The 13903-nt window shown below is 41.0% G+C and carries 12 protein-coding genes; all 12 read left to right on the forward strand.

Features of this window, described 5'->3' with window-relative positions; all coding sequences use genetic code 11:
* Positions 1-30: 30 nt before the first annotated feature.
* The 12 genes from recN (at position 31) to BMW98_RS13785 (ending at position 13823) form a co-directional block, all read left to right on the forward strand.
* Positions 31-1683: a DNA repair protein RecN gene (gene recN, locus BMW98_RS13730; RefSeq protein ID WP_090259149.1), complete on the forward strand. Its 1653-nt coding sequence runs from the start codon at positions 31-33 to the stop codon at positions 1681-1683.
* A gap of 92 nt (positions 1684-1775) precedes the next feature.
* Complete coding sequence (locus BMW98_RS13735; RefSeq protein WP_090259150.1) at positions 1776-2099, forward strand: ArsR/SmtB family transcription factor; 324 nt, start codon at positions 1776-1778, stop codon at positions 2097-2099.
* A 1-nt stretch (position 2100) separates the two neighbouring features.
* Entirely contained in the window at positions 2101-2562 is a 462-nt protein-coding gene (locus tag BMW98_RS13740) for an SRPBCC domain-containing protein (protein ID WP_090259151.1), read from the forward strand.
* Between the two features lie 2 nt (positions 2563-2564).
* On the forward strand, positions 2565-2951 hold the full coding sequence (locus BMW98_RS13745; RefSeq protein WP_090259152.1) for a DoxX family protein: 387 nt from the start codon (positions 2565-2567) through the stop codon (positions 2949-2951).
* 3 nt (positions 2952-2954) lie between these two features.
* The gene (locus BMW98_RS13750; RefSeq protein WP_090259153.1) at positions 2955-3536 is read left to right on the forward strand and encodes a YdeI/OmpD-associated family protein; all 582 of its coding nucleotides are present in this window, start codon (positions 2955-2957) and stop codon (positions 3534-3536) included.
* 1 nt (position 3537) lies between these two features.
* Positions 3538-4158 (forward strand): YdeI/OmpD-associated family protein, encoded by a 621-nt coding sequence (locus tag BMW98_RS13755; RefSeq protein ID WP_090259154.1) that lies wholly within the window; start codon positions 3538-3540, stop codon positions 4156-4158.
* A gap of 252 nt (positions 4159-4410) precedes the next feature.
* The gene (locus BMW98_RS13760; RefSeq protein WP_139177568.1) at positions 4411-5091 is read left to right on the forward strand and encodes a hypothetical protein; all 681 of its coding nucleotides are present in this window, start codon (positions 4411-4413) and stop codon (positions 5089-5091) included.
* Positions 5088-7871: a carboxypeptidase-like regulatory domain-containing protein gene (locus BMW98_RS13765; RefSeq protein ID WP_090259156.1), complete on the forward strand. Its 2784-nt coding sequence runs from the start codon at positions 5088-5090 to the stop codon at positions 7869-7871. Before BMW98_RS13760 ends, BMW98_RS13765 begins: the two co-directional genes overlap by 4 nt.
* Before the next feature lie 5 nt (positions 7872-7876).
* Entirely contained in the window at positions 7877-10087 is a 2211-nt protein-coding gene (locus BMW98_RS13770; RefSeq protein WP_139177570.1) for a hypothetical protein, read from the forward strand.
* Positions 10074-11306: a DUF4249 domain-containing protein gene (locus tag BMW98_RS13775; protein ID WP_090259158.1), complete on the forward strand. Its 1233-nt coding sequence runs from the start codon at positions 10074-10076 to the stop codon at positions 11304-11306. Before BMW98_RS13770 ends, BMW98_RS13775 begins: the two co-directional genes overlap by 14 nt.
* Before the next feature lie 26 nt (positions 11307-11332).
* A complete protein-coding gene (locus BMW98_RS13780) occupies positions 11333-12574 on the forward strand; it encodes a DUF4249 domain-containing protein (protein ID WP_162844721.1) in 1242 nt (413 codons plus the stop codon).
* A gap of 7 nt (positions 12575-12581) precedes the next feature.
* Complete coding sequence (locus tag BMW98_RS13785) at positions 12582-13823, forward strand: DUF4249 domain-containing protein (RefSeq protein ID WP_090259160.1); 1242 nt, start codon at positions 12582-12584, stop codon at positions 13821-13823.
* Positions 13824-13903: the final 80 nt, after the last annotated feature.

Below are 13903 nucleotides of genomic sequence, written 5' to 3' on the forward strand. Positions count from 1 at the left end.
TTGGCAAAGCCGAATTGATACTTTTGTCTCATGCTGCAGAGCCTTTCGATTGAAAACTACACCTTAATCAAGCAGTTAAGGATTTCTCCTAACAAACAGCTGAACATTATTACTGGCGAGACAGGAGCCGGTAAATCCATTATGCTCGGTGCTTTGGGTTTACTCTTGGGCAATCGTGCCGAAAGCCGTGTGGTTTTTGATGAGTCAAAAAAATGCATAATAGAAGGTGTTTTCAATATTTCCGCCTACAAGCTTTCTGAGCTTTTCGAAGAATACGATATAGACTATGAAGTGGAGTGCATCATTCGAAGAGAAGTTAACGCCAAAGGAAAGTCGCGGGCATTTGTAAACGACACCCCTACCACCTTAGAGTTTCTAAAAGTTCTTGGCCTAAGGTTGATGGATATTCACTCACAACACGAAACACTACGCCTCAGCACCCAAACTTACCAACTTGAGGTAATTGATATTTTAGCGGGCAATGCTGTGCAAAAATCGGCCTATCAAACAGATTTCAAAGCCTATCTGGAAAAACGTAAAATCCACAAAGACCTAATTGAAGAAGGTGGACAAATAAGTAAAGAAGCAGATTATAACCAGTTTCTGTTCGATGAATTGGACAAGGCACAGTTGCAGACTGATGAACAAGAGGCATTAGAAGCGGAACTTGCTAAACTAGAGCATGCCGAAGAAATAAAGACCAAGTTGAATGAAGCGCTGGCGCTAACCGACCAATCAGAGTTCAACATCATTAGCATGCTCCATGAGCTTAAGAATGCCTTGGCGCAAATTGGTAGCTTCGGGGAAGAATACAACGCCCTAAAAGAACGCGTTGAAAGCGTTCAGATTGAGCTTAAAGATATTGTAGGTGAACTAGAGACCGAAGACGGCAAAGTTGATGTAGACCCACAGCGTACGTTAGAATGTCAGGAGAGACTTAATTTGATCTACAAACTACAGCAAAAGCACCAAGTAAACAGCAACAAAGAGCTAATCGAAATTTACGAAGCACTTGGCGACAAAGTCCTTCGCATGAGCAACTTGGACGAGGCGATTGAAGAAGCAAAAAAGGCTGAAGATGCTGCTTATGCCAAAGCACAAAAATCAGCTGCTGCCTTAACGAAAAGTCGTCAGTCCGTTTTCGAGCAACTCACCAAACAGGTTTCTAAACTGCTCGCCTCACTTGGCATGCCAAATGCATCGCTAACGGTAGATTACAAATCGGCAGAACTAAGCACCTCCGGTGCAGACAATATTGAACTACTGTTCTCTGCCAACAAAGGCATAGCCCCAAGCAACTTGGCCAAAGCAGCTTCTGGCGGTGAATTCTCAAGACTTATGTTCGCTATTAAATACATTTTGGCAGACAAAACCGCCTTGCCTACCATTGTGTTTGATGAAATAGACACTGGTATTTCTGGCGAAATTGCGTTGAAAATGGCCGAAATGATGCAGGAAATGGCCACAAATCACCAAGTAATTACCATTACACATTTGCCTCAAATTGCAGCTAAGTGCCAGGCTCACTACTACGTTTACAAAGACGAGTCGGAGGCCACAACCAGCAGCCAAATCAAGCTGCTTAACCAAGAAGAACGCCTTACCGAAATAGCCCAAATGATTGGTGGTAAGCAGGCCTCTTCTACCGCTTACGATTCCGCTCGAGAGTTGATGCAAGGATAAAAACCACAAACTTCCTATTACAGAGAAATTTTCATATGAAAAATTATGTAGTTATTTAACTACACTTATATTTGTAGTCAAATAACTACATAATGAATTTAAGAAGAGATGTTTTTCAGGCCATTGCCGACCCCACAAGAAGAGGCATACTTATGCTGGTAGCATCACAATCGCTCACAGCAGGTGCCATTGCTGCCAATTTTGATACAGCTAGACCAACCGTTTCTAAGCATTTGCAAATTCTTACTGAATGTGAATTGCTTAAACAAGAGCAAAACGGTAGGCAGGTTTACTATCACCTCAACCCAGAAAAACTTAAAACCATAGCAGAATTCATTGAGCCCTTCCGCAAAATGTGGGACGACAGGTTTAATAAGCTTGAAGCAATAATGAAAAACTATAAACCCGAAGAATAGAATGGAATTGAAAACACAAATTCATGCGGAAGATGGAAAACAAGAGTTATTCATTACCCGAGAGTTCGATTTACCTCTTAACCTGCTATTCAGAGCCTACATAGAGCCAGAAATTGTAGCACAATGGATGGGTACAAAAGTGATAAAGCTTGAAAATAAACAACATGGTAGTTGGCAATTCGAAACAACAGACCCAATGGGCAATAAACATGGTTTCCATGGAACAATTCATGAGTTCAGTATTAACCAGCGGATCACAAGAACCTTCGAAATGACCAACGCCAATTTTGGGCCTCAGTTGGAATTTTTAGAGTTTGAACAACTCACCCTCCAAACCAGTAAACTCACGATGCATTTAGTATACCGGTCGGTTGAAATACGTGACCAGCTACTACAACTACCATTTAAGCAAGGAATTAACATGGCACATAACCGCCTGCAAGAAATAGTCAAAAATCTATAACCATGAAAAAGAGCCATAAAATCATTTACTGGATAGCAACCGTTTGGTTATCACTCGGCATGCTTTCAACCGGAATAATTCAAATCATTAAGTTAGAAGAAGAAACAGAAATGATGGGCCGCTTGGGCTACCCTCTCTACTTTTTGACCATCATAGGAGTATGGAAAATACTTGGTGTGGCGGCTATACTTTTACCAAAACTCCCTCTATTTAAGGAATGGGCCTATGCTGGCTTTTTCTTTGTGATGTCCGGAGCCATAATCTCTCACCTTGCAATAGGCGATCCTGCTTCAGGTTTGTTCGGTCCCATACTTCTAGTTATACTAACTATTGTATCTTGGTATTTCAGACCAGTGAGCAGAAAACCCAATTTCTCAAACAATCAGTAAGCTATGGAAACCAATATCGACTTCTTCTTCGAAAAACCAGGCCAATGGCAAGAGGCTTATCGAGCTTTGAGAAATATTGCGCAAGAAACCGGTTTGCAGGAAGAGCTTAAATGGGGTAAACCTTGCTACACACACAAAGGAGCTAATGTCTTCCTTATCCATGGTTTCAAGACATACTGCGCTATCCTTTTTCATAAAGGCGCACTGTTAAAAGACCCCGACAATATATTAGTGCAGCAAACCAAAAATGTGCAAGCCGCCAGACAGCTTCGTTTTACCAGTGCCGAACAAATCGTAGCAATCCGCGACACCATCAAATCCTATATTTTCGAAGCTATTGAAGTGGAAAAAGCAGGACTGAAGGTGCCAATGAAGAAAACTACGGAGTTTGAAATGCCGGAAGAACTTCAAGAAGCTTTTGATCATGACGCTGACTTTAAAAGTGCTTTTGAAGCCCTTACCCCTGGGCGACAGCGTGGTTATTTACTTCACTTCTCTCAGCCCAAACAATCTAAAACACGTATTTCGAGAATTGAAAAATGTGCACCTTTAATATTTGAAGGAAAAGGCTGGAACGAAAGATAACATGACAACAGACGTTAACACATACTTAGCAGAAGGCTGCGGCCGATGCGCTCTTGGCGGCACACCAGACTGTAAAGTCCACAGTTGGACAAACGAACTGAAACTACTGCGCCAAGTGGTGCTAGATTGTGGATTAACGGAAGAATCGAAATGGGGTGTACCCTGCTACACCTACCATGGCGATAATGTAGCTGTTATAAGTGCCTTTAAAAACTACGCTTGCCTCAGTTTTTTCAAAGGAGCACTTTTGCAAGACAGCCATAAAATTTTAGACAAGCCCGGGGAAAACACACAATCTGCAAGAATCATCAAAATCACTTCCACCAAACAAGCCCAAGCATTAGCTCCTATCTTAAAAGCCTACATTTTTGAAGCCGTTGAAGTAGAAAAAGCAGGACTAAAAGTAAGTTTTGAGAAAGCTCCAGAACCCATTCCGGAAGAACTCGCATCTAAGTTTAAAGAAGAACCAAATCTAAAAGCTGCATTTGAGGCACTAACTCCCGGCAGGCAAAGAGGCTACATACTCCACTTTTCTCAGCCAAAACAAGCCAAAACCCGGGTTTCTAGAATAGAAAAGTGCATCCCAAAAATTATGGAAGGCAAGGGCTTTCATGATAGGTAGTTACTACCACACAAATAATAATTCAATCTTCTCTTTGCATATTCTTATATCTAGTTTTATTTCGCTTATAACCGAAAAAAGGGCCTTGATACCGCGAAGAGAGTTTTAACCGAATTACTATGCGGCCCTTGAAACTGATTCTCGACCATTTATATCCTTGGTTGAGGGCAACCATGTTTTTAATTGTTTTAAAGAGTATAACCTCATTCCAATTTTTTGCTTTATATGAACAGGCATATTGTAATTATAATTATGCTCCTCGCTACACACTGGCAACTTAAAAGTCAAGGGTACAGCATAAAGGAGTTTGATTTGAGTGGCGACATCAACAGTTGGTACACAGCCCACTTCGATTCTATTAATACCAAACCCCTAATCGGTGCTTGGCCATCGGTATCTCCCCCAGGTGCAAATACCAATAATTTCTTCTTTGAGAATGCTCAGAACTGGACAGTTGCTTCCATGAAGTACGACAACCACGTTTATCACAACCTGAACATCAGGTACGATATAGAAAAGCACACGGCCTACCTTCAGCACCCCCTCTTTTGGCAACCCTTAATAGTAAATCAAGAAATGGTGGACTGGTTTAAAACTCCAGCAGGGACTTTCAAACCAAAAAAAGACGAAAAGGGATACTACTTGGTATTGTTTGAGGGCAAGAATCTATCCTACACCAAAGAAAGCTCTAAGCGAGTAATTGCAAAGGAAGGAGCCTTAGAGTACAAGCGAACAAATGATTTGTTCCTATTAACAGAAGGCAAAAAGATTCGTGTGGAAAGAGCAAAAGGTTTCTTAAAGCAGTTCGAGGCACACAAAAAAGACATCAAACAATTTATGCGCACACGGGAGATTAGAAACATAAAAAGAGATAGCAAGGAAGCCTACCTCACCCGCATTGCCGAATACTGTGATAATCTAGCCACCCTATGAGAAAATTTATTGCATTAGCATTAATGTTGTTGACCTTAACGGCTTTTGGTCAGCAAACCACCGATGTATATTCTGGTAGCTTTCAAAACACAGCTATTGAGCAGGTGATTAATGATATTGAAGGAAAACTATCGTATACTTTTTACTATAAAAAAGAATGGATCGACTCATTAACGTTTTCTGGAAACTTCTCAAATACTCCTATTAGCGAAGTACTCACAACAATTTTTGATGGAACAACCATTAGGTTTTACCATGACAGTAAAAAGGTATTCTTAACAAATGGAATAGCAATCATTACAACCCCTGAAATTGTGAGTGATTTACTCGCTCAGCACAGTCCACAGCAGGCAGAGCAACCAGCCGAAGAAACCAAAGAGTTATTATTCACCAAAGAATATGCTGGTGAGAACCAAAACAATAACGATTTGGAAAACTTTGTGTTTGAGGTTGGTAGCCGTGCTCAGTTTGAAGGTGGCGCAAGCTCTACCATGGTTGGTTATATTAAAGATAACAGCACAGGAGAACCAATTGAAGGTGCCTTGGTGTACAGTGGCAACAAAGCTGCAGTTACAGGCCCTGATGGTTTCTACTCACTTAACCTCACCAATGGTCGCCACGAGATTCAGGTACAGTTTACAGGTATGAAACGTACAAAGAGAAAGATTATCCTATTCTCTAATGGCCGTTTCGACATTGATATGGAGGTTGATGTAATTGCATTGAATGAGGTAATTGTAGAAGCAACCAGAAGAGCGAACATTGAACAAGTAAACACCGGTATTGAACGCCTAAATGTTGAAGACAGTAAAACTGTTCCCGCTGTGTTGGGTGAAAAGGATATTCTTAAAGTTGCCACCACTTTTGCCGGAATTCAAACCGTGGGAGAAGGCGCAGCTGGATTTAACGTTCGTGGTGGTAAGTCAGACCAAAACCTTTTCTTGTTTGAAGGTGCCACTGTTTATAACGCTTCTCACTTCTTGGGCTTTTTCTCAGTATTCAACTCCGATGCGTTGGAAGGCATGAATGTAATGAAGAGTGGAATTCCAGCCTCATATGGCGGTAGACTATCCTCTGTTTTTGACATTAGCGCCAAAACACCAAATAAAGAAGAGGTTACGGTTGAAGGAGGTATATCATCTGTTACCTCTCGCCTAACTGCCGAAATTCCAATTATTAAGGAGAAAGCTTCGCTCTTGGCCAGTGGTAGACTTACCTACTCCAACTGGATTCTTGAAACCATTGACCATTCTGACTTCAAAAACAACAAAGTAAACTTCAGCGACTTTATTGTTAAATATGATCATCAGATAAACCAAGAGAACAGGGTTTCTCTTTCTGGCTATTTGAGTGAAGACAAGTTTAGACTTAACTCTGATACACTTTTCTCATTTTCTGACTTTTCTTACGCGAACAAAATGGCCACAGCCAAATGGTCGCGTAGGTTCAACGCCACTTTCGATGCCTCTCTAAGTGCATCGTACAGTGAATATGATTACGAATTTGAGTCTACTCAGCTAGAGAAAAATGCATTTGGTCAAGATTACGGCATTCGCGAGTTTGGTGCTAAACTAGACTTCAACAAGGACCTTCAATCTCCACATCAGCTAAACTTTGGTCTGGAGGCTAAAAGGTACGATATTAACCCAGGAACTAAGTTCCCTATTGGTTCGGAATCGGTAGCCGGCTCTATCTCATTAAGCCCAGAACAAGGGATAGAAGGAGCGCTCTACGTATCTGACAACCACGAGATAAACGATAAACTAAGCCTTAACTATGGTTTAAGATATAGCTTCTTCACCTATTTGGGGCCGGGCATTACCAACCTATATTTAGACGATGCCCCTAAAAACCCAGATACTAAAACTGGTGAAATCATTCACGACAAAGGCGACTTTATAGAGACCTATCATGGGCCTGAGCTAAGGTTTGCAGCCAGATACTTGCTAGATGATAACAGTTCGGTAAAACTGAGTTACGACAGAAGTAGACAGTATTTGCACGCACTTTCAAACAGCGCGTCCCTATCTCCTACTGACCTGTGGAGACTATCGAACGAGTATATTGAACCACAAGTGGGTGATCAAATCTCAGTAGGATACTATAGAGATTTCCTCAATGGTGAGTATGAAACATCTGTAGAGGTATATGGTAAAAAGTTGAGCAATCTGGTTGATTTCAAAACCGGAGCCGATTTCCTGCTGAATGATAGAATTGAAACAATTGCATTGCAAGGGCCTGGTAAATCATACGGAGTAGAATTCTCTCTTAAAAAAGATGGAAGGCTAAACGGATGGTTTAACTATTCTTACGCAAGAACCTTTATCAAACTTGACGGTTCGTTCGATGAAGAAACCATTAACAATGGCTCATACTTTCCTACCAACTACGACAAGCCGCATACCATTAACCTTGTGAGTAATTACGAGATTACAACAAGATTCTCCGTGTCGTACAATTTCGTTTATAACACAGGTAGGCCGATAACATTCCCTACGGGACTCTATGAACTAAACGGCATAGAAATCTTGAACTATTCTGACAGAAACGAATACAGGATACCAGATTATGTTAGAATGGATATTGGACTTACCCTTAAATGGGGGCACAGGCTTACAAAAGGATCACACTCCTTCTGGTCTGTATCGGTTTACAATGTACTTGGCAGGAAAAACGCATTCTCTCTTTACTTCGATTTAGACGATGGAGAAGTTCAGGGTTACAAGCTGTCTGTTTTCGGGTCAGCCATTCCAACCATCTCTTACAACTTTAAATTCTAATGGAGATGAAGATTAAAAACACAACTAGCAATATATTCTTAGCAATAGCACTACTATTAGTAACTTCTATTGGTGCAATGGCGCAAACGCCAAATGTAAAAGAACGCGTTTTTATAGATGTTAACGCACATGATCTACTTGTTGGTGAAACCTTGCAGTATTCAACATACTGCATAAGCCACACAACCAATCAGGTTTCTTCATTAAGCAAATACCTTTATGTGGAATTGATTGGCGAAAATGGAGTACTATTTCAACGTAAACACGAGCTTGTAAATGGCCGTGCCAACGGTGAGTTCTTTGTGCCTTCGAATATTGAAACAGGACAATACTACCTTGTTGCCTATACGCGATGGATGCGTAATTTCGATGATACCTCGAAAGCTCCACTAGTGTTCATTAACCCATACAAAGGGCATTTCAATGAAAACCTACAGGGTGTTCCTATTCAAGTAGAATTTACTACCGCATCTGGAGAACTCATTGCTAACGAAAGCAACCAGGTTACTTACAGAATTAGCCAAAACAACAAACCAGTTGTACGTGGCGGAAGAGTAATTGGAGGTGAAACCCGTATAGCTGACATTCAAGCTGATGCCAATGGTATGGGTACTGTTACATTTACCCCACAAGCAGGTACAACATACCAACTACTTTTAGAGAACTTAGATGGTGGATTCGACTTTTACGACCTGCCACAACCTACTGATGCAGGAGTTGGTTTAAATATTAACCATACAGAAAGTCAAATAGAGCTAGAGCCAATAGGCAATGTTCAGGCGGGCAAACTTGTGATTGAACATCAAGGAAATTTGGTCTTCGAGCGCACAGTTCAGGACGGCTTTACCATGAAAGTTAATCGTTCAAGCCTACCTAAAGCAGCGCTCAAAGTGGCCTTTTTGGACGGATCTGGCTCAAAAAAGTTCGAAACCTGGTTGATCAACACAAAGCTTGAAGAACAACCTTATGGAGAAGCACTCACTGCTCGTTCAGCAGTAATGCTTGATCAAACATTAGAAACTGGCAGCTACAGTATTTCTATTCGTAAGTCTTTCCAAAGCCAGCTGCCACAGCAGCATGCGGCATTTTCCAAAATCGACTTTAAAGCCCCTTCTGCTGAGATTTATACCAAGCTACAGCAAGCAATAAGCTTCCATAAAGTTGATGAAACAGATTTACCAGAAACGATTGACTTTCTACCAGAGTATCGCTATCAGTTATTGCAGGGCAAGGTAATTGCCAATAGTGACTCTGCACAAGTAGCCGACCAAAACATAGTGCTAAGCTTAACAGGTGAGAGCACGCTTAATATGGCCACTGCAAAAACAAACGATAATGGGCAGTTTGTTTTGGAATACAAAACCGTTAACAGAGGCAGAACTACACCTGCTCACTTAGTAATTCCAGACTTTGACAATAGCTATACATTTGAAGTTGAGGATAACTTTATCCAATCGCATAACCTTAGCTTTTCTACCGTTAGGATTGATACTGCAGACTTGGACGATATTAAGCAACGCAGCATAATCAGTCAGTTAGACAATGCTTACTTTACTCCGTCTATCGATTCGGTTGCAATTGAAAACACCCTAACTCCTACCATTTCGAACTTCAACACCCACTATGAGTTTGATGATTACACGAGGTTCCGTACAATGAAAGAGCATTTTGTGGAATACATTCAGGTAGCTGGTGTACGTGAACGAAGAGGAGAAAGAAGATTTGTACTTTATGAGTTGGATGAAAGAGTAGACTTAGGGCCAAACCCACTTGTATTGCTAGACGGTGTTCCCGTAGCCACAGATAAAATATTGGACTTTAGCCCGTACCGAATCAAGAGCCTTTCAGCAATGAATAGACGCTTCTATTTGGGCTCATTATCTGCAGAAGGCATCCTTAGTTTTCAAACCCTTCAAGGGGACTTAGGTGGGTTTGAAATTGACTCGAATCACCTAGCATTAAACCTGCACACACCGGAGGTAAAAATGGAGCAAACCGACTTTGTAGCCCCTGAGACTACTCGTATGCCAGACTCAAGAATTCAACTACTTTGGAAACCAATTTTTGAGGTAACTAGTGGCGGTCCCCAACAAATTGAGTTTAGCACCTCAGACGTTGAAGGTGACTATGAGATGATTATTGAAGGGTTCACAAAAGAAGGCACTCCAGTTTCTATTATTAGAAAGTTTACGGTGAGAGGCAATGAAAAGGGATAAACTCAGTATTATAAAAAGCCTTTGGTTACTGGCTGTAATCATTGTAGCAACTGGCTGTGTTGAAGAATTTGAAACCGATTCAATCAAGTTTGAGAAGTTATTAGTGGTTGATGCTAATATTTCTGACCAAGCCAAAACACATCAGGTAAGGTTGTTTTACACCAACCCTATTGATCAGGATACAGACAACATTTCTAACGCCCTAACAGGTGCCACTGTATGGGTTGAAGACAACATTGGAAATAGAACAGACTTTATTGAACAAAGCCCTGGTTATTATCGCTCGCCCGAGAGTTTTGCAGGTCAAAGAGGCAATCGATATGCGTTGTTTATAACCACAGCAGAAGGTAAAAACTATCAATCGGCTTACGAGGAAATGGTTCAATCGCCTGAAATAACAGATATATATAACCAGTTCAATATTGAACTTGGCGATAGAAACGCAACATCCGTTCCTGGTGTCCAGTTTTTTATAAATGTTGAAAATGCCGATCAGGGCAGTCAATTCTACCGCTACGAATGGAATGATGTACACCAAATAGTTGTACCATACCCGAAAAAATACGAGGCAATTCCTAGCCGAGAGGGTTATGACGTTGCTCCATTCACTTTAGATGTGGAAGAATGCTACAGAGAAGAAAGGTTTGACGAACTCATTTTAGCCACCTCTACAAATAATGCCAATGGCCAATTGGTAGAGGTTCCGATTAAGTTTTCTCAGGCATACGATTTTAATGTAACCACTAGGTATTCAATTGAAATAACCCAACGTTCAATTAGCCCAGAAGCCTATAGTTATTACCGAAAGATAGAGTTGTTCAATGAGTCAAATGGTTCATTGTTCGATAAACAGCAAGGCATTATAGTTGGCAATGTTATTTCGTTAGATGACCCTGACGAAAGAGTGCTTGGCTATTTTGAGGTATCAGGATCCAGTAGTAAGCGCATATACCTAGATTACACAGCGCTAGACCCAGAAATTCTAGCTTACCTTGACCGAACCTGCGAAGAATACGGTGCAATTCAATACAGCGGATCAATCGAAGATTTTTATGCTGCGAATGACCTACCTGAAAGTTTAAGGGGATCCGAGGCTTCCAAGCGAAGCTTATACGAACTATTTGATTTAGGCCTAACTGGCGAATTTAAGTTTGCCCACAGGTTCTGTACAGACTGTCGCAGAAGAGGAAGTTTAGGCAAACCCGAGTACTGGCAATAACCACGTTTACCTTATTTAATGCAATAGTGAGAACAATCAGACAAAATAAATACTTCGGAATTATCTTATTTGTAGTAGCGCTAATTGTTACTGCTAGCTGTGTGGAAGAGTTTGAAACTGACTCCATTAAGTATGAAAAGTTAATGGTTGTAGACGCTAACATTTCAGACCAAGTCAAAGCACATTCCGTTCGCTTATTTTATACTGTCCCGATCGATTCGGAAGTTAGTCAGGGAGAAACCGCTATAACAGGAGCCTCCGTTTGGGTTGAAGACGACCAAGCAAACCGTATTGACTTTACTGAAACATCGCCTGGCACATACTATTCCCCAAGCGATTTTGCTGGCACCCCAGGTAGAAGTTACGCTTTGTTTATTACCACAAATGATGGAAAAAACTATCAGTCTTCATTTCAAGAACTTGTCTCCTCTCCTGAAATAACCAATATATATAATCGCTATCATGTTGAGTTAGGAGACGGTGAAGCAACATCTAATCCGGGTGTTCAATTCTTTATTGATGTAGAAAACGCAAATCAAGGCAGTCAATTTTACCGCTATGAATGGGTAGACACACATCAAATAATTGTACCCTACCCTAAAGAAGTTGAGGCCGTACATAATGGGCAAAGGTATACTGTTGTTCCCTTTGATGGAGACGTAGAGGAGTGTTACAGAGAGACAAGGTTCAATGAGTTGGTGCTGGCCACCTCTACCAACAACGATAATGGTCAGTTGACTGAAGTACCAATAAAATTCTCCTCCGCACAAGACTTTGATGTAACCACAAAGTACGCCATTCAAGTTACGCAAAGATCGATAAGTCCAGAAGCCTATAGTTACTACAGAAAGATAGAGCTCTTTAATGAGTCCAACGGCTCCTTATTTGATAAACAGCAAGGAATAATTGTAGGCAACATCACTTCGCTAAACGATCCGGAAGAGGAAGTTCTTGGTTTCTTTGAAGTTTCTGGTGCATCAAGCAAAAGGGTTTATTTAGATTTGACAGACCTCGATCCGGCCGTGTCAGAATATATTTTTAGAGTATGTCAAGAATATGGGGCATTGAGCTTCGATGGTTCAATCGAAGACTTCTATGCTGCATTAGACGTTCAAGAGGAACTCCGAGGCACTGAAGTTTCCAGAAGAAGTCAATTTTTAATCTACAGGGTTGGTTATACTGGTGAGTACATGTTTTCTCATAGACTTTGTATCGATTGTACAAGAAGAGGTAGTCTCGGAAAACCCGACTATTGGGAACTAGACTAATTGTTAAATGCACAGATTACAATATACAACTCGGCTTTATAGTATCTTAATTTTAAACCTAGTACTAATATTTTCTATCACCAGCTGTGTTGAAGAATTTGAAACCGACTCTATTGAATATGAAAGATTGTTGGTAGTTGATGCCAACATTTCAGATCAAGCAAAGCCTCATCAAGTAAGGTTATTCTACACCTCCCCTATTGATAATGAAATCCAAAACACACAAGATGTACTGTCCGGAGCCGCAGTTTGGGTAGAAGATAATCTTGGCGCTAGAACGGACTTTTTCGAACAAGACCCTGGCTATTATTATAGCCCTGAAGATTTCGCAGGAGAAGCGGGTAAAAGTTATTCGTTATTTATCACAACCGCTGAAGGTAAAAACTATAAGTCTACAACCGAGGAGCTTTACGCAGCACCCCAAATCTCTAGAGTCTATAATAAATTCACTATTGAACTTGGTGATAGAACGGCCAATACAATCCCTGGTGTTCAATTCTTTATTGATGTTGATGATACTAGTATTGGCAGTAAGTTCTATCGGTATGAATGGAGTGATGTACATCAGGTGATCGTGCCCTACCCAAAACAATACGAGGCAATCCCGTCTCAAAATGGTTACGACATCGTCCCTTTCACTCTTGACGTAGAAGAATGTTATCGGGAGGACAACTTTAAGGAACTAATTTTGGCCACTTCAAGCAGTAGTTCAAATAACCAACTTATTGAAGTACCAATTAAATTCTCAGATGTAAACGACTTTAATGTAACAACCAGGTATTCTATTGAAATAACACAGCGATCCATCAGTCCAGAAGCTTACAGTTACTACCGTAAAATTGAGCTATTCAATGAGTCTAATGGCTCTTTATTCGATAAACAACAAGGCTTAATTGTTGGCAACATTACATCGTTGGACGATCCCGAAGAAAATGTTTTAGGCTACTTCGAAGTATCGGGAGCAAGCAGTGAGAGGATTTACATGGACTATACGGACCTAGACCCTGAGGCCCTTGAGTACCTAGAAAGAACTTGCACCAAATATGGAGGCTGGCAATTCAGAGGCTCGGTTGAAGAGTTTTATCAAGCCCTAGACTTACCTGAGTCTATAAGAGGACCTGAAATAGCAAGAAGAGGAAACTTCGAGCTTGTTGACCTAGGCGCAAGAAACGAACTCTTCTTTGCTCACAGGCTTTGTGCCGACTGCCGCAGACGAGGTAGCTTAAATAAGCCCAGCTACTGGGAGTAATTGCGATCAAAAGATCATTCTGCCAATCTGACAGTTTTTCTATCGAAAAACCTTATATTTGCCGCTCGAATTTAGGATTA

The sequence above is a fragment of the Roseivirga pacifica genome (assembly GCF_900111145.1).
Classification (GTDB): domain Bacteria; phylum Bacteroidota; class Bacteroidia; order Cytophagales; family Cyclobacteriaceae; genus Roseivirga; species Roseivirga pacifica.